The 19,013-nt window shown below is 64.3% G+C and carries 19 protein-coding genes, 1 other RNA gene, 3 pseudogenes and 1 riboswitch; of the genes and pseudogenes, 9 read left to right on the forward strand and 14 right to left on the reverse strand.

Annotated elements, in window-relative coordinates:
• Entirely contained in the window at positions 1-1,098 is a 1,098-nt protein-coding gene (gene lptF / locus RBRH_RS02445; protein WP_013434349.1) for an LPS export ABC transporter permease LptF, read from the reverse strand.
• A 220-nt stretch (positions 1,099-1,318) separates the two neighbouring features.
• Here lptF and RBRH_RS02450 point away from each other — a divergent pair, with 220 nt between their 5' ends.
• Positions 1,319-2,836, forward strand: a complete 1,518-nt coding sequence (locus RBRH_RS02450) for a leucyl aminopeptidase (protein ID WP_013434350.1) — start codon at positions 1,319-1,321, stop codon at positions 2,834-2,836.
• Between the two features lie 55 nt (positions 2,837-2,891).
• Positions 2,892-3,308: a DNA polymerase III subunit chi gene (locus RBRH_RS02455; RefSeq protein ID WP_013434351.1), complete on the forward strand. Its 417-nt coding sequence runs from the start codon at positions 2,892-2,894 to the stop codon at positions 3,306-3,308.
• A 195-nt stretch (positions 3,309-3,503) separates the two neighbouring features.
• Here RBRH_RS02455 and ilvD read toward each other — a convergent pair.
• Positions 3,504-5,178, reverse strand: a pseudogene (gene ilvD / locus RBRH_RS02460) (dihydroxy-acid dehydratase).
• A gap of 117 nt (positions 5,179-5,295) precedes the next feature.
• Between ilvD and RBRH_RS02465 the strand changes: the two are divergent.
• Together RBRH_RS02465 and lgt are read left to right on the forward strand one after the other, a co-directional pair.
• Positions 5,296-6,216 (forward strand): LysR family transcriptional regulator, encoded by a 921-nt coding sequence (locus RBRH_RS02465; protein ID WP_013434354.1) that lies wholly within the window; start codon positions 5,296-5,298, stop codon positions 6,214-6,216.
• A gap of 26 nt (positions 6,217-6,242) precedes the next feature.
• Positions 6,243-7,154, forward strand: a complete 912-nt coding sequence (gene lgt, locus RBRH_RS02470) for a prolipoprotein diacylglyceryl transferase (RefSeq protein ID WP_013434355.1) — start codon at positions 6,243-6,245, stop codon at positions 7,152-7,154.
• A gap of 108 nt (positions 7,155-7,262) precedes the next feature.
• Here lgt and RBRH_RS02475 read toward each other — a convergent pair whose 3' ends face one another.
• The 5 genes from RBRH_RS02475 to RBRH_RS02490 form a co-directional block, all read right to left on the reverse strand.
• Positions 7,263-8,027, reverse strand: coding sequence for an SIMPL domain-containing protein (locus tag RBRH_RS02475; RefSeq protein WP_049786338.1), 765 nt, complete (start codon positions 8,025-8,027; stop codon positions 7,263-7,265).
• A 182-nt stretch (positions 8,028-8,209) separates the two neighbouring features.
• On the reverse strand, positions 8,210-8,677 hold the full coding sequence (locus tag RBRH_RS02480) for an EVE domain-containing protein (protein ID WP_041753095.1): 468 nt from the start codon (positions 8,675-8,677) through the stop codon (positions 8,210-8,212).
• A 62-nt stretch (positions 8,678-8,739) separates the two neighbouring features.
• Positions 8,740-8,921, reverse strand: a non-coding RNA gene (gene ssrS, locus RBRH_RS16670) — 6S RNA.
• 68 nt (positions 8,922-8,989) lie between these two features.
• Positions 8,990-9,310: a cell division protein ZapA gene (locus tag RBRH_RS02485; protein WP_013434358.1), complete on the reverse strand. Its 321-nt coding sequence runs from the start codon at positions 9,308-9,310 to the stop codon at positions 8,990-8,992.
• The gene (locus RBRH_RS02490) at positions 9,307-9,657 is read right to left on the reverse strand and encodes an ATPase (RefSeq protein WP_013434359.1); all 351 of its coding nucleotides are present in this window, start codon (positions 9,655-9,657) and stop codon (positions 9,307-9,309) included. The genes RBRH_RS02485 and RBRH_RS02490 overlap by 4 nt, the downstream gene beginning before the upstream one ends.
• Positions 9,658-9,776: 119 nt before the next feature.
• A riboswitch (cobalamin riboswitch) is annotated at positions 9,777-10,032 on the forward strand.
• A gap of 91 nt (positions 10,033-10,123) precedes the next feature.
• Between RBRH_RS02490 and RBRH_RS02495 the strand changes: the two genes are divergently transcribed.
• From RBRH_RS02495 to RBRH_RS21245, 4 genes are read left to right on the forward strand one after another with little or no spacing between them, the layout of a single operon-like run.
• Positions 10,124-12,151, forward strand: a complete 2,028-nt coding sequence (locus tag RBRH_RS02495) for a TonB-dependent receptor plug domain-containing protein (protein ID WP_041754054.1) — start codon at positions 10,124-10,126, stop codon at positions 12,149-12,151.
• Between the two features lie 17 nt (positions 12,152-12,168).
• Complete coding sequence (locus RBRH_RS02500) at positions 12,169-13,191, forward strand: FecCD family ABC transporter permease (RefSeq protein WP_232509324.1); 1,023 nt, start codon at positions 12,169-12,171, stop codon at positions 13,189-13,191.
• The gene (locus RBRH_RS02505; protein ID WP_013434362.1) at positions 13,188-14,045 is read left to right on the forward strand and encodes an ABC transporter ATP-binding protein; all 858 of its coding nucleotides are present in this window, start codon (positions 13,188-13,190) and stop codon (positions 14,043-14,045) included. Before RBRH_RS02500 ends, RBRH_RS02505 begins: the two co-directional genes overlap by 4 nt.
• Entirely contained in the window at positions 14,026-14,166 is a 141-nt protein-coding gene (locus RBRH_RS21245) for a hypothetical protein (RefSeq protein WP_157864324.1), read from the forward strand. The genes RBRH_RS02505 and RBRH_RS21245 overlap by 20 nt, the downstream gene beginning before the upstream one ends.
• Positions 14,167-14,267: 101 nt before the next feature.
• Here RBRH_RS21245 and RBRH_RS02510 read toward each other — a convergent pair whose 3' ends face one another.
• The 3 genes and pseudogenes from RBRH_RS02510 to RBRH_RS02515 form a co-directional block, all read right to left on the reverse strand.
• Complete coding sequence (locus RBRH_RS02510) at positions 14,268-15,281, reverse strand: cobalamin-binding protein (RefSeq protein WP_013434363.1); 1,014 nt, start codon at positions 15,279-15,281, stop codon at positions 14,268-14,270.
• Positions 15,278-15,382, reverse strand: a pseudogene (locus RBRH_RS16970) (bifunctional adenosylcobinamide kinase/adenosylcobinamide-phosphate guanylyltransferase); the annotation flags it as partial. The gene RBRH_RS02510 and the pseudogene RBRH_RS16970, both read right to left, overlap by 4 nt.
• Positions 15,383-15,393: 11 nt before the next feature.
• Positions 15,394-15,645, reverse strand: a pseudogene (locus RBRH_RS02515) (PaaI family thioesterase); the annotation flags it as partial.
• Between the two features lie 114 nt (positions 15,646-15,759).
• Here RBRH_RS02515 and RBRH_RS02520 point away from each other — a divergent pair.
• Positions 15,760-16,383, forward strand: a complete 624-nt coding sequence (locus tag RBRH_RS02520; protein WP_041754058.1) for a ParA family protein — start codon at positions 15,760-15,762, stop codon at positions 16,381-16,383.
• 36 nt (positions 16,384-16,419) lie between these two features.
• Here the strand turns inward: RBRH_RS02520 and panD are convergent, their stop codons facing one another.
• The 4 genes from panD to RBRH_RS02540 all read right to left on the reverse strand — a co-directional run bounded on the left by panD (position 16,420) and on the right by RBRH_RS02540 (position 18,846).
• On the reverse strand, positions 16,420-16,812 hold the full coding sequence (gene panD / locus RBRH_RS02525) for an aspartate 1-decarboxylase (RefSeq protein ID WP_041753098.1): 393 nt from the start codon (positions 16,810-16,812) through the stop codon (positions 16,420-16,422).
• Positions 16,813-16,920: 108 nt separating this feature from the next.
• Positions 16,921-17,754 (reverse strand): pantoate--beta-alanine ligase, encoded by an 834-nt coding sequence (gene panC / locus RBRH_RS02530; protein ID WP_013434367.1) that lies wholly within the window; start codon positions 17,752-17,754, stop codon positions 16,921-16,923.
• 29 nt (positions 17,755-17,783) lie between these two features.
• On the reverse strand, positions 17,784-18,659 hold the full coding sequence (locus RBRH_RS02535; protein ID WP_013434368.1) for a segregation and condensation protein A: 876 nt from the start codon (positions 18,657-18,659) through the stop codon (positions 17,784-17,786).
• A 1-nt stretch (position 18,660) separates the two neighbouring features.
• Complete coding sequence (locus RBRH_RS02540; protein WP_013434369.1) at positions 18,661-18,846, reverse strand: DUF3460 family protein; 186 nt, start codon at positions 18,844-18,846, stop codon at positions 18,661-18,663.
• Between the last annotated feature and the right edge of the window lie 167 nt (positions 18,847-19,013).

Consider the following 19,013-nt stretch of genomic DNA (forward strand, 5'->3'; position numbering starts at 1 on the left):
TCAGCCTCCGGATGCCGCGCGCAGCGCCGGGCGCCGCAGCAGCGGACGGTTGCGCACGCGCAACCAGAATACGAAGACGACGATTGCCGAGACGATCACGTGCAGTCCCAGCAGCCCGGGCACGAACGCGACCTTGCCTTGCTCGATCCAGGCCTGAACCAGGTTCATCAGGTTCGAATACGTTAGGTAGATAAGCACTGCGAGCACCAGATTGATTGTGCGGCCGCGCCGCGGGTTCTGGTACGCGAGTGGAATGGCCAGCAGCATCAGGTTCAGCGCAGTCAACGGCAGGCCGGCCCGCCACGCGAACTCGGCCAGATGGGTAGGGTTGGGCTCGCGCAGCAGCGTGGCCGTCGGCAGGCTGGTGGTCGTCGGCCGGTTCACCAGTTGTCGGCTTTGGATCTTCACCCCGTAGCGCGCGAATTCCATGATGCGGAAATCGGGTTTGCCCGGCTCGCCATCGTAGCGGCGTCCGTTCTCCAACACGACGAAGCGGTCGCCATTCGGGTGGATTTCCGTATGGCCGGTCTTGGAGACAACGACGTTGACTTTGCCGTTTTCCGTGCTCGTCACAAATACGTTTTCGACGCGTCCTTGATCGGGACTCATCTTCTCGATGAAGAACACCCGATGGTTCGCGGCGGATTCGCGAAATTGGCCGGGCGCGAGCAGCGACACCTCGTCGCGCTGCTGAAAGCGCTCGCGGATCAGCTTGCTTTGCTCGTTCGCCCACGGCCAGCCGACGAAGGCAAAAAAGGCGATCAGCACGACGATCGGCGCGGCAAACGTGGCGATCGGCTTGATCAGCCGGGTCAGGCTCACGCCGCACGAAAGCCAGACCACCATCTCGGAGTCGCGGTACCAGCGCGTGAGCACGAACAGGATTGACACGAACAGCGTCGCAATCAGCATCACCGCCACATAGCTGATCATCGTCAAGCCGATCAGCACGACGACATCGCGGGGATCGATCTGGCCCGAGGCGGCAAAGCCGACGATGCGGATCATCATCGTCGTCAGCACGAGGGTGAGCAGCACGAGGAAAACCGCGCCGGCCGTATAGGCGAGTTCGCGCTGCAAGGAGCGTTCAAGAATCATCTGGTCACATCATGTTCGTGTCCCGGCTGCCGGCTTGGACCACGATGGCGAGTCGGGATTCACCGCCCGTCCACGACGGGCGTTTGCACGCGCGTGACGCACGTGGACCGGTCCATCGAAGGAGGAGATCCGGCGCCAGCCACGCCGCGGCAGGAAAAATAGCGGATAATTGCGGCTTGGTTTGACTAACAGCCCAGGATTCTAGCCAAGGACGAGCGCGATGGACTTTAGCACAAAAGCTTGTGATTGGAACAAAGCCGCGGACAGCGCGTTGCTGAACGCAAAGTCGGATTGCATCGTGGTCGGCGTATTCGATGCGCGGACGCTGTCCGGCGCCGCACAAAAGCTTGATGCCGCGACCCAGGGGCTGGTCAGCCGCCTGGTCAAGAGCGGTGACCTGGATGGCAAGGCCGGCTCGACGCTGATGCTGCATGCAGTGGCCGGCATTGGCGCGTCGCGCGTGTTGCTAGTGAGCCTAGGCAAGCAGGACGCGCTGGGCCCGAAGACGTTCACCGATGCGGCGCGCGCGGCGTGGCGTGCAGTGTTGGCCACGCGCGCGGTGAGCGTGACATGGGCGCTCGCGCAGGTGGCGGTCAACGACCGTGAGGCCAGCTGGAGCGCGCGTGTGAGCGCGTTGACGCTGCGCGAGCTGACCTATCAATACACGCAGACTAAGTCCAAGTCGGCGACCGACGCGGCCCATGGCGGCGCAGTGAAGAAGGTGATCGTGGTGGTGGACCCGGCACACGAGAAGGCGGCGCGCGTCGCGTTGAAGCAGGGCGTGGCGATCGCTAATGGCATGGATTTGACCCGTGAACTGGGCAACCTGCCCAGCAATATTTGCACGCCAACGTACCTGGCCGGTGTCGCGAAACAACTGGCGAAGGACTGGAAGCTAAAGGTTGAGGTGCTGGGCCAGAAGCGGATCGAGGCGCTGAAGATGGGCGCGTTTCTGTCGGTCGCCAAGGGCTCGGCGCAGCCGCCGCAGTTCATCGTGCTGCAGCACCATGGCGCTGGGGCGAAGCAGGCGCCGGTGGTGCTGGTCGGCAAGGGCATCACATTCGACTCGGGCGGCATCTCGATCAAGCCGGGTGAAGGCATGGACGAGATGAAATACGACATGTGCGGCGCCGGCTCGGTGCTCGGCACGTTCCGCGCGATCGCCGAGATGGGGCTGAAGCTGAACGTCGTCGGCCTAATCCCGACGTGCGAGAACATGCCCAGCGGCAGTGCGAACAAGCCGGGCGACATCGTGACCAGCCTGTCCGGCCAGACGATCGAGATCCTGAACACCGACGCCGAGGGACGGCTAATCCTGTGCGATGCGCTCACGTACGCGGAGCGCTTTAAGCCGGCTGCCGTGATTGACATCGCGACGCTGACGGGCGCCTGCGTGATCGCGCTGGGACACCATAATAGCGGCTTGTTCTCGAAGGATGACGCGTTGGCCGATGCGTTGCTCGCGGCCGGCCGTCACGCGTCGGATCTCGCGTGGCGGTTGCCGCTGGACGACGAATACCAGGAGCAGTTGAAGTCGAATTTCGCGGACATGGCCAACATTGGTGGGCGGCCAGCCGGCAGCGTAACGGCCGCGTGTTTTCTCGCGCGTTTTGCGCAGGCCTACCCGTGGGCGCACCTGGACATCGCCGGCACCGCGTGGAAGAGCGGCAGCGCAAAGGGCGCAACGGGCCGCCCCGTGCCGCTGCTCACGCAATTTTTGATCGATCGCGCGAAGTGATGCTCGCCGAAGCACACCGCGCCGCATCCATGAACCAGCGAGGGTTGGGCTGTCGATGACCCGTGTGGACTTTCACACCCACGTCGCGGATCCACTGAGCTATGCGTGCCGGCTGGCGCGCAAAGCCTACCAGGCCGCGCAGCCGCTCGTCGTGCTGGGCGAGCCCGCCGTGCTGCGCGCCTTCGACGAGCGGCTGTGGACGTTCTCGCCGCTGGACTTCATCCCGCATTGCATGGCCGACTCGGCGCTGGCCGGCGAGACGCCGGTGGTGCTGACCACTGATCTGGATCAGGCGCCGCACTACGCAATTTTGCTCAACTTAGGCAGCGCGGTGCCGCCGCAATTCGCGCGCTTCGAACGGTTGCTCGAGGTTATCGGCAATGACGAGCACGGGCTCGCGGCTGGGCGCGAACGGTACCGTTTCTATCGGGACCGCGGCTACACGTTGAACATGTACAAGCAAGGCGAGTGACGCACGCATTGTGCCGCCGCATGCGCCCGCGCGATGCACATGACACGGGCAGTGCAACGCGCAGCAACGCTGGAAGCGGTCCAATGCGCGGGATGCCGATCAGCGCTTTCGTCATTCCCCGTTTTATTGTGGTCGGTGGTGTGACGTGAGGATACGGGTCCCGGCGCGAGGCCGCCGGAACCTGCGCTGCGCGGTTCAGCCGGTGACCGCGCCTTTGTCGGCCGGGCGCGCGAGCGCGGCATACTTGGCCAGCACGCCGCGGGTATAACGTGGCTTGGGCGGAGTCCATGCGGCGCGGCGACGCGCCAGTTCGGCCTCGTCGACGTTTAATTGCAGCAGGAGCTGGTGCGCGTCGATCGTGATCGAGTCACCTTCCTGTACCAGCGCAATTGTGCCGCCTGCGAAGGCTTCCGGCGCTACGTGGCCGACCACCATGCCCCAGGTGCCGCCGGAGAAGCGTCCGTCGGTGATGAGCCCGACCGATTCGCCCAGCCCCTTGCCGATGATGGCGGAGGTCGGCGCGAGCATTTCCGGCATGCCGGGCCCACCCTTGGGGCCGAGATAGCGCAGCACCATTACGTCACCGGCCTTAATCCGGTCCGCCAGAATCGCCTCGAGCGCACTTTGCTCGTCATCGAACACGCGGGCTGGCCCCGTGATGACGGGGTTTTTCAGGCCGGTGATCTTCGCGACCGCGCCGGACTCGGCCAGATTACCTTTCAGGATCGCCAGATGCCCCTCGCTATACAGCGCCTTGTCGATCGGGAAGATCACCTGCTGGTCCGTGCGGGGCTGGCTCGGCACGTCCTTCAGTTCGTCAGCGATCGTCTTGCCGGTGATCGTCATGCAGTCGCCGTGTAGCAGGCCGGCGTCCAGCAAGATCTTCAGCACTTGCGGAACGCCGCCGGCGCGATGCAGGTCGGTCGCCACGTATTGGCCGGACGGCTTCAGATTGCAGAGCACCGGCACGCGCTTGCGGATGCGCTCGAAGTCATCGATCGTCCACTCGACCTCGGCGGCGTGCGCGATGGCCAGATAGTGCAGCACCGCGTTCGTCGAGCCGCCGGTCGCCATGATCAGCGAATACGGCGTTCTCGATCGATTGGCGCGTGATGATGTCGCGCGGCTTCAAGTCGTTTTTTACCGCTTCGACGAGCACGCGCGCCGATTCGGCAGCGGACGCGACCTTCTCGTCGTCCGGATTGGCCATCGTCGACGAGTACAGCAGTGACATGCCCAGCGCCTCGAACGACGAACTCATCGTGTTCGCGGTGTACATGCCGCCGCACGAGCCGGTGCTCGGACAGGCGTTGCGCTCGACCCCGTCAAAGTCCTTTTGCGTCATGCGTCCCGCGGTGAACTCGCCGACCGCTTCGAACGACGACACGATCGTCAAATCCTTGCCTTTCCAGTGACCCGGACGGATCGTGCCGCCGTAGACATAGATGCCTGGCACGTTCATCCGGGCCAGCGCCATCATGCCACCCGGCATGTTCTTGTCGCAGCCGCCGATGACCACCACACCATCCATCCACTGCCCCTGCACGCAGGTCTCGATGGAATCGGAGATCACTTCGCGCGACACCAGTGAGTACTTCATGCCTTCCGTGCCCATCGACATGCCGTCCGAGATCGTCGGCGTGCCGAACGTCTGCGCATTGGCGCCGGCGTCCTGGATCGCGCCGACTGCCGCGTCGGCGAGCCGTTGCAGTCCCGCGTTGCACGGCGTGATCGTTGAATGCGCGTTGGCAATGCCGATCATCGGCTTGTCAAAATCTTCCTTCTTATAGCCGAGCGCGTAATACATCGAGCGGTTTGGCGCACGGGCGACGCCTTGAGTGATGTTCTTTGAACGACGGTTGTACGGCATGGGGGCACCTCCTATAGCTTTGCGTGACAGCATGCAGCGTCGCGAATCAAATGTCCAATATATTATTTGAGGCTAATAAAGTCGTAAAATGTATCAGTTTCCACTCTGCCTTCGCGTATGTCCTTCGATTTGCGCCAATTGCGCTACTTTGTCACGCTGGCCGAGGAACAGCACTTCAGCCGGGCGGCGGCCCGGCTCGCGATGACCCAGCCGCCGCTGTCGCAGGCGATTCGCTTGCTGGAGGACGCACTCGGCGTGCGTCTGTTCGAGCGCACCAAACGCTCGGTCGAGTTGACCCCGGTGGGTGCCGCGCTGCTGCCCGAAGTGCGGCGGGTGCTGGCCGCCGCCGATGCGTTGGCGCCGCTCGCGCGCAGTCTGGCGCAGGGCGAGACCGGGGTGCTTGCGCTGGCGTTCGTGTCGAGCGCCGACTATGGGCTGCTGCCCGGCCTGTTGCGGCAATTCGGCGAACGTTTTCCGCGCGTCAGGCTTCAGTTGCTCGAGGCGACCAGTGATGTGCAGATTGACGAACTGGTGGCCGGACGTATCGACGCGGGCATTGTGATCCCACCGATTCCGCCCCGTCATGCGGCCGCGCTGTCGTATCTGCCGATCGCGCGTGAGCCATTGATCGTCGCCATGTCGTGCGACCTGGCCCAGGCGCTGGACACGGCGCACGACCAGGCGGAAATCGAGTTGGCGCAGTTCGCCGACGTGCCGCTGGTGATTTTCCCGCGGCGTTTGGCGCCCGCGTTTTATGACATCATAATGGGCTGCTACAAGGCTGCGGGCGTCGTGCCGCGGATCGGCCAGGAAGCGATCCAAATGCAGACGATCGTCAGCCTTGTGTCGGCCGGCATGGGCGTTGCGCTGGTGCCGCAATCGCTTCACAACTTGCGGCGCACGGGCGTCGTCTACCGAGCGCTGCGCGGTGCGCTGCCGGTCGTCGAAACGGGCCTGGTATGGCGCACGGGCGATGTCAGCCCGGTACTGGCGGGCTTCATCGACGTCGTGCGCGCGCATGCGCTATCGATCCCTTGACCTCCCACTGATCTCAGATTCCTATCGTGCTGATTCATCCGAATTTCGACCCCGTCGCGATCCACCTCGGTCCGCTCGCGGTGCGCTGGTACGGGTTGATGTACCTGGTCGCGTTCATCGCGGCGATCGTTGTCGGCCGGTTGCGGCTGCGCCTGCCGCATGTCGCGGCGCAAGGCTGGACGTTGCGCGACATCGACGACATGCTGTTCTATGGCGTGCTAGGCACGATCTTCGGTGGCCGCCTCGGCTACGTGCTGTTTTACAAAGCCGACTTCTATCTGGCCCATCCGCTTGACATCTTCAAGGTTTGGGAGGGTGGGATGTCGTTCCACGGTGGCTTTCTCGGCGTGACGCTCGCGATGGCCGTGTTCGCGTACCAACGCAACCGCACGTGGCTGCAGGTCACCGATTTCGTCGCGCCGATGGTGCCGACGGGGTTGGCAGCCGGTCGGTTTGGCAATTTCATCAACGGCGAACTGTGGGGGCGTGTTACGGCACCGGATGCCCCGTGGGCGATGGGATTTCCCGGCGCGGTCAATGAAGATCTGGGGTGGCTCGCGTCGCATCCGCTGCAAGCCGCGCAATGGCACTTGCTGGAAGTGTTCCAGCGCTACCCTATGCTGCCGCGCCATCCGTCACAGCTTTATGAGGTCGCGCTGGAGGGCGGTGTGCTGTTCGTTGTGCTCTGGTGCTTCACGCGCAAGCCGCGTCCGATCGGCGCCGCCTCGGCGCTCTTCCTGCTCGGCTATGGCATGGCGCGCTTCACGGTCGAGTTCGCGCGCGAGCCAGACGACTTTCTCGGATTGCTCGCGTTCAACTTATCGATGGGGCAGTGGCTTTCCCTGCCGATGGTCGTTGTCGGCGCACTGTTGCTCGTCTGGTCCTACAAGCGGGATGCGCGTTTGCTCAGTGCCCGCTCAGCGGACTCGGCCGGCTGACGCACGCTGCGCCGCGCACACGCCCGGGTGCTGGCGCCACGACACGCGTGCGCGGCGAGGGCAGGGGCGGGGGCGGGCAGCGGGCCGGCCGGCGATGATACGTCAGCCTTAGCGCGTCATCTGGATCGAGCCGGATACGTCGACCGTCACCATGCGCTTGCCCGCCTCGATCGGCAGCGGCGCTGTGGCCTTCGCTTCGGCTCTCGCGGGCGCGGCCATCATCATGAACGGTCGCGGGCCACCGCCGGCGCCCCGGTTGATGCGCACTTCCCGGATCGTGTAGCCGCCATAGCCGAACGCTTGCGCGGCGGCTTGCGCCTGGTCGCGGAACGCCGCAATGGCACCCGAGGTCAGCTTGGTTTCCGCGTCGCGGCGCGCCTGCGGTGATAACGAGAACGCCACATTATCCACTTGCATCGTATTGCTCAACTGGCCCGCGAGCCGCGACGCGGCACCGAAGTCGCACGATTCGAGCACGATCTCGGTTCGACCGCGCCAGGCGGCGATCTTGCCGTCGTGGTTAGTCGACGGATAGATCGTGAAGGCGCCGGTTTGCACGGTCACGTTGCTGTCGCGGCGCGCCTGCCGCAGCGCATCGTTGGCGTGCTTGTTCAGTGCCCGGGTCAGGGCGGCAGCATCCTGGCCCTCTTGCTCATAGAACAGTGTGATGCGCACGACGTCCTCTTGCACGTCGATGCTTTGCTCGACGCTCAGCGACAGCACGCCGGATGGCTGTACCACTGGCGCGGCCTGCGCAAGCGCGGCGCCGGGCGCTAAGCTCAGCGTCAGCGGAACACTCACAAGCGCGCATGCAGCCACGATGCCGCGCACACGACGCGCGAGGCGCCGCGAGGGTATGGACTGATTGATCATTCTTAGACTCCCAACGAGGTTGTCGGCTCCGTCGCAGCCCATGCGGCGGACTGTGTCCTATTAGGCAATGCGTGCGGCGGATCGTGCGCTATGAGTTGAGCGTGCGCGATGCGAAGTTCCACGAAACAAAGGCGGGGTCGCACTGCGCCGGTTTTGAGCGGGTGTGGTGCCTCGCGATCTCGCTATCTGGCCTTAGCCAGCGTGTCGGTGATATAGCGCCATTGATCGGGCGTAACTGGCGTAATCGACAGACGGTTGCCGCGCGCCAGCACCTGCATGTCGGCCAGTGCCGCGTGCGTGCGCAACTCGCTCAGCGGAATCAGTCGCAGCTTCTTGACGAAGCGCACATCGACCAGTAGCCAACGTGGTGCGTCACGACGCGACTTGGGATCATAGTAAGGACTGGCGGCATCGAATTGTGTCGGGTCCGGATACGGGCCCGACGCAACTTCGGCCAGGCCCGCGATGCCCGGTTCGGCACAACTGCTGTGATAGAACAGCACGCCGTCGCCGGGCTGCATGCCGTCGCGCATGAAATTACGCGCCTGGTAGTTGCGCACGCCGGTCCACGGCAATGTGCGGGTAGGAGACGCGGCAAGATCGTCGATGCTCGCTTCGTCGGGTTCGGACTTCATCACCCAGTAGTGCATCGCCGTGGGGGACGCTCGAATGAAAAAACGGCATCGAACCACAAAGTTCGATGCCSCCGAATAAGGTCCCCGCCTTGGCCGCTAGGCCGGCATCCTGAACCTAAGGTTCAGAATTGGTCGCAGTTAGCAGCACTTCGGGTACGTCAGACAGAGTGACGCGCACGCCCATGCTGCAAATTTCCGCAACCGTGCACATGGCATTGGTTCAAGGAGTCTATGACCTTGGCGAACCAGGCAGGGAAGCCAAAAAGAACGTATAAGCCGTATCGCTCGTGAACCGCGGTCTGCACAAGCTACGCAACGTGGCGCGGCCTATGCTTGCGTCAAATCATGCTGGCGGATGACTGCCGCGAGCTGATCATTCATTTGACGCATTGTACGCTGGATTTCCTCCGCGGGGAATGCCTCACCGTGCCGCACGCTCTTTTGCAATTGCAGTAGTTCAGAGGCGATCGACAGGGCGGCCATCACCGCGATTCGGTCATGGCCGCGCACGCTGCTCGCGGCGCGGACCTTGTTCATTTCTCGGTCCACGCGCTCGGCCGCCTCGCGCAGCGCGGGCTCGTTTTCGGGCGAGGTAGCGAGCCGATATGATTGGCCGAGAATCGACACTTCGATCTGTTTCGTCGTCATGCGGTTTCTCCTTGGCGATCGTTTCCGGGCGCGGGCGACGGTATGTCACTGGCTTGCGATGGCTGCACATCGAGCGGGGGATCCGGCAGTCGCGGGTGCGGCAGTTTTTCCAGGATCGCGTTCAAGCGGACCTGGGCATCGTCAATCTTCGCGGACAACGTGTCACGTTCGATGCGCAGCGCGTCGCGTTCGCGCTGCGCCTGTTCGAGTTGTGCCCGCAGTGCGTCGCGTTGCGCACGTGCGGCCTCGAGTTGCTGTTCGACGGCTAGCCGCGCTTGACGGTTCCGGTCGCTGATCTCGACCAGTCGACCGATGTTCTGGGACAAATTTTCAAGTTCGGTGAGCATCGTTGCGTCCTCTGCAGAACCGGCATTTTAGCGCGGTTCTGGTGGCGCTCGATGCCCTAGCTCGTATCCAGACGTAACAGTGGCGTGTTTCAGCCATTGACGCCCTGCATGGTGCTACCTACACTTGCGGCACTTTCGGTGCCCATGCGCACGGTTCACGCGCGGGGTTAAACGGGAAACAGGGAGCGAAGTTCGCCACGAACTGGCCAACCTGTGCTGTCCCCGCAACGGTAAGCGACCCGCTTTTTTTGCACATCGAACCGCCCACCGCCGCACGCGTTAGCGTGCGGCGGTGCGTGCCACTGCGCGTAGAGCGTGGGAAGGCCGGGCCGATGCGTCGCCAGCCCGGATACCGGCCGAGAGCGCGAAGCGCATGGTGTGGCGGTGGATTGCCGCGCCGCGCTTCATGGTAGCGCGTGGCCCGCGGGGGACGGGCGTCGCGCAGTCGCACAACAAGGAAAATATTATGCGTACGCCTATTGCAGCGGCAGCGCTGCTCGCGTTCGCCAGCTTGCCGCACGTCGCCACGGCGCAGCTTGTCCAGACTATCGACGATGACCGCCGGACAGGTGCGGGCGCAGACAGTGAGCTTGGCTCTGCCACGCGCTCCGGCATGGCGGCCCACGTCGATCCAGCGAAGGATGCCGACACTGCGGCGAATGCCGGCACTGCTGTGAGCACCGGTGCCCCGGCAACCGAAGCCCGGTCTTGCGCCGGTGATGACGCGGCGCGGCACGGCGCGCTGGTGCCGATTGTGGTGAGCGCCGCGCGCAATGCGCAGGCGTTGCCGGACGCGCTGCCGCAAACGACGCTGTTCGACCGGCGTGCCATCGAGGACAGCAGCGCGACGGATCTAGCCGGGCTGCTGCAATTCGCGCCGGGTGTGCAGATTACCCGCAACGGCGGCGCGGGCCAGGCGGCGGGGCTGTTCATGCGCGGCGCGCCGATCGCGCAGACATTGGTGATGATCGACGGCGTGCGCGTGGACTCCGCGGCGCTAGGCGCGACGCAAATCGCTCAGATTCCAATGGATCAGGTCGAGCGCGTCGAGGTCGTCAACGGCAACGTGTCGGCGCTGTACGGATCGAGTGCGATTGGCGGCGTCGTGCAGGTATTCACGCGTGACGGTGGCAATGATCCGCCGCGCTTCACGCTGGATGGTGAGTATGGCAGCTATCACACGCAGCGCCAGCATGTGGGTGTGAACGGGGCGCTCGACGTGGCCGGCGTGACAACGCTCAGTGTCGATGCGTCGCGCATGAAGACCGATGGTTTTTCTTCGATTGATCCGAACCGGGCCTCGGTGAATCCGAATGCGAACGGCACGTTCAACGAGAGCGTGAGTGCGTCGTTGAAGCACCGCTTCAGCGCGGGCTGGGACGCGGGTATCCGCTACTTTCAATCATTCTCAAAGACCAGTTTCGACAATCCGTTCGGCATGCCAACCAACTTGAACGAAGAGCGAGATCGCGTCGGGCAAGTCTCCGTATTTGTTAATGGCGGCCTGACCGAGCGTTGGAGCACGCATCTGAGCGTCGCGCAGGGCACCGACCGCTCGCAGATCCTCGTGAACGGGCGGCAGACTAGCCGCTACGACACGATGAATTACCAACTGGATTGGCAGAACGACTATGCCATCGCCGCCGGCCACAAGCTGGTGTTCGGCTACCAGCACGTCAATCAGGACCTGGACGCGTCGGACTTCACCACGCCCGCGCGGCGCGTGAATTCCGGCTACGTCGGCTATAACGGCGAGCTGGGCCGCAACGAGGTGCAACTGAACCTGCGGCGCGATCAGTATTCGGATTTCGGCGGCGCCAACAGCTACTTCATCGGCTATGGCTACCGATTCACCGATCACTGGAAGACCATTGTCAACTATTCCGATGCATTTCGCGCACCGACCTTCAACGACCTGTATTTTCCCTTTTCCGGTGACCCGAGCTTGAAACCAGAGCAGGCGCATTCGCTCGAAGCGGCGTTGCAATATGCGTCGCCGGTGTTTGGCGTGGCGCGCGTCACCGCGTTCCAGACCCGCTATCGGAATCTAATCCAGTACGCGCTTGCGGACCATGGGCGGTATGTTGCGCAGAATGTGGGCCGGGCAAAAGTCCAAGGTATCGAGGCCTCATGGGCGGGGCAGATGGGCCGTACCGACGTGCGCGCCAGCTTCACGTTCCAGAATCCCGTCGACGAGGTTTCGGACCGGGATTTGACGCGGCGGCCACGTCGCTTTGCCACCGTGTCGGCGAACCATAGCTTCGACGGTTGGCGGGTCGGCGGGCAATGGCTGTTGACTGGCGCGCGCCACGACAACGGCCAGCCGCTGGGCGGATATGGCGTGGTCAATCTGAGTGCCCGATACAATATCACTAAATCGTGGTATGTCGCGGCGCGCGTCGAGAACCTGTTCGATAAGGATTATGAGACGCTCTATACGTACAACACGCCAAAGCGTGGCGCGTATCTCACGCTTGGTTGGCAGCAGCAATAGCGCGGGGCGCGCGAACCATGAGCGCGGGGTCTAGCGGCAGCGCCCGCCCGATGTCGCCGCGCCGCGCGGCGGCGATTTGGCTCGCGCTGGCCGCCGCCGCCGGCTTGCTGCTGGTGATCTCGCTTGCCACGGGCAGCGTGCGGATTGCGCCAGCGCGCGTGCTTGCCGCATTGGCCGGCAACCCCGGCTTTGACGCGGATATTGTGCGCACGCTGCGGCTGCCGCGCGCGCTCGCGGGCTTTGCCTGCGGCGCGCTGCTGTCGCTGGCCGGCGCGTTGCTGCAGGTGCTGTTGCGCAATCCGCTTGCCGATCCGTACGTGCTTGGCGTATCGGGCGGCGCGGCGGCATTCGCGGTGGCCGCGATGTTGCTGGGCGTGCCGTGGTGGGGCACGCAGGTGGCCGCGTTCGCCGGCTCGCTGGCGTCGATGGGCATCGTGTTCGGCCTTGCGCGCCGCGCGTTGTGGCTGGGTGAGCCGCGCGACGCCTCGCCGCGGCTGCTGCTGACCGGCGTCATCGTGGCCGCGGGCTTCAGTGCGGCCACCGCTTTAATGATGACGTTCAGCCCCGAGCGCGCATTGCGCGGCATTGTGTTCTGGCTGCAAGGCGATTTGAACGGCACTGGCATGCCGTGGTTCGCGCTGGCCGTGCTGGCGATGCTGGTCGCCTCGTGCGTGCCGGCCACGCGCCAACTCAATGCGCTGGCCCGCGGCGATCAGTTTGCGCAGGCGCTGGGCGTGCCGGTCGTGGCGTTGCGCGCGCGCGTTTATGTGATGGCGTCGTTGGCTGCGGCGGCGGCCGTTACCACGGCCGGCACGCTTGGCTTTGTCGGTCTGGTGGTGCCGCATTTGGTGCGGCTGGCGTGGGGCAACGACCAGCGTATGCTGGTGCCCGCGTCGATGCTCGGCGGCGGCGCTGCCGTGATGGGCGCGGACCTGGTCGCGCGCAGTGCCTTCGCGCCGGCGCAATTGCCGGTGGGCGTGGTGACCGCGTTGGTCGGCGTGCCGCTGTTCCTCTGGATGTTGTTGGGGCGCAGACGATGAATCGGGCGGGCGGGTCGGGGCCGGGGTCGGCGCCGTTGAGCGTACAGGCACTGACGCTGCAGGTGGGCAGCCGCACGCTGCTCGACGCACTATCGCAGCGCTTCGAGCCCGGCGAGCTGTGGTGCATTGCCGGACCGAACGGCGCCGGCAAGTCAACCTTGTTGATGACCCTCGCCGGATTGCGTACCCCCACGCGCGGCAGCGTCGCATTCGATGGCGTGCCGCTCGCTCAGTGGCCGGTCCATCGGCTCGCGCGGCATCGGGCGTGGATGACCCAGCAGCTTCACGATGCGTTCAGCGCAACGGCCCTCGATACGGTACTGCTGGCACGCTATCCCCACCTGTCGGGCTGGGGCTGGGAGCGCGACGTGGATCGCGCCGCGGCCTATGAGGCACTGGCGGCGGTCGGCCTAGCCGGGTTTGCCGCGCGCGACGTGCTGTCGCTGTCCGGCGGCGAGCGGCAACGTGTGGCCCTTGCCGCCGCCCTCTGCCAGGACGTGCCACTGCTGTTGCTGGACGAGCCGCTGGCGCATCTGGATTTGCACCATCAGATCGATGCGGTGACATTGCTGGCGAAATGGGTGGGCGCAGCGCCCCGCACAGTGGTGTTCTCGTGCCACGATCTTACGCTGGCACGGCGGTTTGCAACGCACGCGTTGTTGATCGACGGGCGGGGGCGCGCGTGGGCTGGGCCCGTGCGTGACGTGCTGACACCCGCCCTTGTCAGTCACGCGTTTGGCTATCCGCTGGTGCTGTTGCGCGACGGCGCGCACGAGGCGCTGATACCTGCGCTGGCGCCGGCGCGGGGCGATGCACCTGTTTTGAGTGGGCGAGATGGCAATGATCTCTGGTGAGGCGCCCGCGGCGATCGAGCCGCTCGACCCATCTGGCACTGCGCTGCATACGTCGCTGCAACGCGCATCGGCGGCGATACCGGCGATTGCCTGCGCCTTGCGCGGCAGTTGTTCGAGTTGACGATCTACGTGATGGCTGCCGCATGGACGTCGTCCTGATGCATCATCCCGCGGTCGTGGTGCCGGCCCCGCTTTCGCGTTGGAGCTGGGCTGCTGGAACCGTTAGGGGTGGCGTGAGCCGGCGGGGCTTCGCGACGGGGCGCGCTGGCGGACTTGTTCTAACTGCTGGCATAGCAACGCTGTGGCGTCGGCTAACCGTGGGCCGGGACGGCTGATCAGGTCCGCCTCGACGGTGAACAGGCTGCCGCGCGCGACCGCGCGCATGCCCGGCCAGCGCTGCCATCCGCGCAGCGCTGGGTCGTCGCCGCTTGGATTCGTGGGCTGCGCAACCCGGTGCGCGCGTGCAGGTTCCGGCCGTGTGGCAATGATTGCGTCAGGATCGACTGCAATTACCGCTTCGGTTGACACCGTCGGCACCTGTTCGCTCAGCGAGCCGAACAGATTACGCCCGCCGCAGACGCAGAGCACGTCGCTGATGATATGCGTGCCGTTCAGCGTCATCAGCGGGTCATCCCATATTTGGAAAAAAACCGAGACGGGTGGCCGGCTCGCGTAGCGCTGTCGCAGCGCGGCGATACGCGTGTCAAATGCCCGGGCGGCCTCGCGCGCCTGCGGCTCGGTGCCAAGCAGCGTGCCCAAGCGGATCAGCGTCGAGCTAATGTCGGCCAGCCGATGCGGTTCACTGTAGAACAGCGGTACGTGCAGCGCCTTCAACCGTTCGACCTGGCGCTGTGGATTGCCGTGCCACCAGACGACGATCAAATCCGGGTGCGTCGCCGCAATCCGTTCGAGGTCCAGTGCCGTGTTGCTGCCGATGACCGGCACGTCGCGAGCGGCGCTCGGGTAATCGCTGAAGCTGACCGTGCCGACCAGCCGGCTGCCGCCGCCGGCTGCGTAGATCAGTTCCGTGACGCTGGGCGCCAGGCTCACGACGCGCCGTGCCGGCGCATTCAATGTTACGCGCGCACCGCTGTCGTCTAACACTTGCACTGGTGCGGCCGCGCAAGCCACGGGTGTGCCGGCGCCTAACAGCGCGAGCAGTAGACTCACCAACACGCCGCTTGCGCGCCGTGTGCGGCGCCGGGGCCACACGACAGGGGACCGACGGGCGATCATGCCTTCACCATGACTGGAATGCTGGCGACCATTAGCGTGACCCGCGTGGCCAGTGCGGCGACGCGCGGGTTCAACCGGCTCAGCTCGTCAACATACTGGCGCATGCTGGCCTCGTCGTGAACCCGCGCGCGTTCTCCGGCAGTTGCGCAACGCACGCATAGCCGCATGCGGTGTCCGCCAGCCCAACGACCGTGGCAGCATGCCAGTACCCGTTCGGCGCGAGCAGTTCCGCGCGCACCGCCAACTCGGCGACCAAGCGGTCCTGCTGCAACTCGCGCACGCGCAGGCCGAGCAGTTCGGGAAGCCGGCCTTGCTGGCGCGCCGCCAGCGATTCGATAAAAACGTCCGGGCACAATGAACTCATTAAAGATCCTGAAAGAAGTGCCGAATGGGTCAAGTTCTTTGATAATAGCTGGATTCGGCTGAGTAATTGGATGGGCCTAACGGCTATGTCAAGCCATTGATCCTGGGGGAATTCATGACGGTCATCGTTGTCGCTAATCCCAAAGGCGGTGTGGGTAAGAGCACGCTGTCGACGAATCTAGCAGGCTATTTCGCGTGGCGCGGCGAGTGGGTGGCGCTTGCCGATCTGGACAAGCAGCAATCATCGCGATTATGGCTGGATCTGCGGCCCGACACGCTGCCCAGGATCGAGCCGTGGGACATGAGCGGGGAGCGCAGTACCCGGCCGCCAAAGGGATTCGAGCATGCGGTCGTCGATACGCCGGCCGGCTTGCACGGCCCACGCCTGAACCTGGCGCTGTCCGTCGCCGACAAGGTGTTGGTGCCGCTGCAACCGTCGATGTTTGACATTCTCGCCACACAGCACTTCCTGCAGCGACTGGCGCATGAGAAGGGCGGGCGTAAGGGCGGCATCCAGATCGGCGTGGTCGGCATGCGCGTGGACGCCCGCACCCGTTCGGCGGAGCAGTTGCATCGATTCGTCGACGGGCTCGGCCTGCCGGTGCTTGGCTACCTGCGCGATACGCAAAACTATGTGCAGCTGGCTGCGCATGGCCTGACGTTATGGGATGTGGCGTCGAGCCGGGTCGACAAGGACCTGGAGCAGTGGCAGTCGGTCGTCGCGTGGGCCGAGCAATGAGCCGCAGGGATGGCGCGGGACGCCCGGCCGCATCGCTCAGCGCGCGTCCCAGTTCTGCGTCGGTACGTGGTCCCGGGTGTCCTTGATCGTATTGCGTTCGTCGCAGAACACCAGGTTCGGCTTGAAGCCATGACGCACGTCGGCGTCGTCGACCAGCGCGAAAGCGGCGATGATGATGAGGTCGCCCACCTGCGCGCGGCGCGCGGCGGACCCGTTCAGTGAGATCATGCCGCTGCCCCGTTCGCCGCGGATCGCGTAGGTGGTCAAGCGTTCGCCGTTATTGATGTTCCAGATGTCGATCTGCTCGTTTTCCGCGATGTTGGCGGCCTCGAGCAGATTTTCGTCGATCGCACAGGAACCTTCATAGTGCAATTCACAGTGCGTGACGGTGGCGCGGTGAATCTTCGATTTGAGCATCGTACGTTGCATGAGGGTCTCCGGTAAGGGGGGGCTCCGGTACTGCGGTGTGCCCCGTGCCGTGCGTTTCGGATAGGGCACGGCGCGCGAGCAAAGGGGCCAGCGGATCGGCGTGGGCGGTCAAATCTCCAGGTTATCAATGAGCCGGGTCGCACCAAGCTGTGCCGCGGCGAGCACGACCAGCGGTTCATGCCCTTCGTGCGGTTGCGGCGAGCGCAGATTGGCGCGCTTGCGAATCGCAATGTAGTCGGGCTTCCAGCCGCGCTTGATCAACGTCTCGAACGCGGCTAGCTCGATCTGAGCAAAATCGCGGTGACCCGCGAGCACACTGTCGCGCACGTGCTGCAGTGTGCGATACAGGGTTGGTGCCTCGGCACGCTCCGATGGCGTCAGATACACATTGCGTGACGACAGCGCGAGCCCGTCCGTGTCGCGCACCGTCTCGGCGGCGACCACTTCGACGGGCAGCGCGAATTGCTCACACATCTGCCGCACGATCATCAACTGCTGGTAGTCCTTCTTGCCGAACACCGCGACGCGCGGCTGCACGCACGACATCAGTTTCATTACAACTGTGCAGACGCCGTGAAAAAACCCCGGTCGGAACTCGCCCTCGAGAATGTCGCCCAGATCATGCGGCGGATGCACGCGATATTCCTGCGCACGCGGGTACATGTCCTGCTCGGTCGGCGCGAACAGCACGTAGACGTTTTCCCGCTGCAGCTTGTCGATGTCGGTCTCGAGCGTGCGCGGATACTTGTCGAAATCCTCGTTCAGCCCGAATTGCAGCCGGTTCACGAAGATGCTGGCGACCACGGGGTCGCCGTGCTGGCGCGCCACGCGCATCAGCGACAGGTGCCCTTCGTGCAAGTTGCCCATCGTGGGCACGAACGCGACGCGGTTCTGCCCGCGCAGCTGGTCGCGCAATTCGTTGATCGAGCTAATGACTTTCATGTAGCGAAAAAGGATCGCTGAGCGGATCCTTAGGTCGGTGAGTACGCCAGCCGGACGTAGATCGGTGCGAATGGCTCGGCCTGCGTGATTTCGAGCAACGATTCGCGGGAAAGCTCCAGCATCGCAATGAAGTTGACGACCACCACGGGCACGCCACGCGATACATCGAACAGTTCGGTGAATTCCATGAAACGCGCGTGCTGCAGCTTGCGCAGGATTTGGCTCATGTGCTCGCGCACCGACAGTTCCTCGCGGGTGATCTTGTGATGCTGCACAAGCTTGGCGCGCTTGAGCACGTCGGCCCACGCGCCGCGCAAGTCATCCGCGTTGACGTCCGGCCAGCGTGGCGTCAGATTTTGCTCGATATACACTTGCGCGCGCAGGAAGTCACGCCCATGCTGCGGCAGGCGGTTCAACTGCTGCGCGGCAAGCTTCATTTGCTCATACTCGAGCAGCCGGCGTACCAACTCGGCGCGCGGGTCCTCGGCATCCTCGCCGGTACCGGCCTTTTTCACCGGCAGCAACATCCGTGACTTGATCTCGATCAGCATGGCCGCCATTAGCAAGTATTCGGCCGCCAGCTCCAGGTTCGTCGCGCGGATTTGGTCGATGTAGCCCAAGTACTGCGCGGTAACGTCCGCCATCGGAATGTCGAGCACATTGAAATTTTGCTTGCGAATCAGGTAGAGCAGCAGATCGAGCGGACCCTCAAATGCTTCTAGAAAGACTTCGAGCGCGTCCGGCGGGATGTACAGGTCCTGCGGCACCTTGAACAGCGGCTCGCCGTATAGGCGCGCGAACGCGACGCCGTCGACCGTGCCCGGCGTCGAGTCAGTGGCCGGCGCGCACAGCACGACCTCGGATGCCTGCTGGCCCGCCTCGTCCGGTGCCGGAACGGCGCTCACGTTAGAAATTCTGGTAGTACACGTAGGGCGTCTGCGGCACGCGTGCCTGTTGCTGGCGCGTGCGCTCGTCCAGATCGATCGGCGCCTTATCCCACAGCAGTGCGCGGCCGTTGCGTTGCTGTTCCTCGAGCTCCGGATGTTGCTGTTTGAGCTGGGTCAGGAATTGGGTGATGTCCGACTGATACATGACAATACTCCGCGAACCAAAAAATCCGATCCCAGATTTTACCGCAAGCTTCCAGGCCCGGAACAAAGGGGGCGGGCTGCTGCTCCAATGGCGCAACCTGGCACCGGCCAGCGCAGGGCGTCGGTCATGCCTGAGCTCCTGGCGCGTGTGGTATGTTTCAATATAGG

It is taken from the genome of Mycetohabitans rhizoxinica HKI 454 (assembly GCF_000198775.1).
Lineage (GTDB): Bacteria > Pseudomonadota > Gammaproteobacteria > Burkholderiales > Burkholderiaceae > Mycetohabitans > Mycetohabitans rhizoxinica.

Bases quoted from the DNA above. Each gene is read 5' to 3' on its own strand.
- lptF (WP_013434349.1), bottom strand. From the start codon at position 1,098: ATGATTCTTGAACGCTCCTTGCAGCGCGAACTCGCCTATACGGCCGGC.
- RBRH_RS02450 (WP_013434350.1), top strand. From the start codon at position 1,319: ATGGACTTTAGCACAAAAGCTTGTGATTGGAACAAAGCCGCGGACAGC.
- RBRH_RS02455 (WP_013434351.1), top strand. From the start codon at position 2,892: ATGACCCGTGTGGACTTTCACACCCACGTCGCGGATCCACTGAGCTAT.
- RBRH_RS02465 (WP_013434354.1), top strand. From the start codon at position 5,296: ATGTCCTTCGATTTGCGCCAATTGCGCTACTTTGTCACGCTGGCCGAG.
- RBRH_RS02475 (WP_049786338.1), bottom strand. From the start codon at position 8,027: ATGATCAATCAGTCCATACCCTCGCGGCGCCTCGCGCGTCGTGTGCGC.
- RBRH_RS02480 (WP_041753095.1), bottom strand. From the start codon at position 8,677: ATGCACTACTGGGTGATGAAGTCCGAACCCGACGAAGCGAGCATCGAC.
- RBRH_RS02485 (WP_013434358.1), bottom strand. From the start codon at position 9,310: ATGACGACGAAACAGATCGAAGTGTCGATTCTCGGCCAATCATATCGG.
- RBRH_RS02490 (WP_013434359.1), bottom strand. From the start codon at position 9,657: ATGCTCACCGAACTTGAAAATTTGTCCCAGAACATCGGTCGACTGGTC.
- RBRH_RS02495 (WP_041754054.1), top strand. From the start codon at position 10,124: ATGCGTACGCCTATTGCAGCGGCAGCGCTGCTCGCGTTCGCCAGCTTG.
- RBRH_RS02500 (WP_232509324.1), top strand. From the start codon at position 12,169: ATGAGCGCGGGGTCTAGCGGCAGCGCCCGCCCGATGTCGCCGCGCCGC.
- RBRH_RS02505 (WP_013434362.1), top strand. From the start codon at position 13,188: ATGAATCGGGCGGGCGGGTCGGGGCCGGGGTCGGCGCCGTTGAGCGTA.
- RBRH_RS21245 (WP_157864324.1), top strand. From the start codon at position 14,026: ATGGCAATGATCTCTGGTGAGGCGCCCGCGGCGATCGAGCCGCTCGAC.
- RBRH_RS02510 (WP_013434363.1), bottom strand. From the start codon at position 15,281: ATGATCGCCCGTCGGTCCCCTGTCGTGTGGCCCCGGCGCCGCACACGG.
- RBRH_RS02520 (WP_041754058.1), top strand. From the start codon at position 15,760: ATGACGGTCATCGTTGTCGCTAATCCCAAAGGCGGTGTGGGTAAGAGC.
- panD (WP_041753098.1), bottom strand. From the start codon at position 16,812: ATGCAACGTACGATGCTCAAATCGAAGATTCACCGCGCCACCGTCACG.
- panC (WP_013434367.1), bottom strand. From the start codon at position 17,754: ATGAAAGTCATTAGCTCGATCAACGAATTGCGCGACCAGCTGCGCGGG.
- RBRH_RS02540 (WP_013434369.1), bottom strand. From the start codon at position 18,846: ATGTATCAGTCGGACATCACCCAATTCCTGACCCAGCTCAAACAGCAA.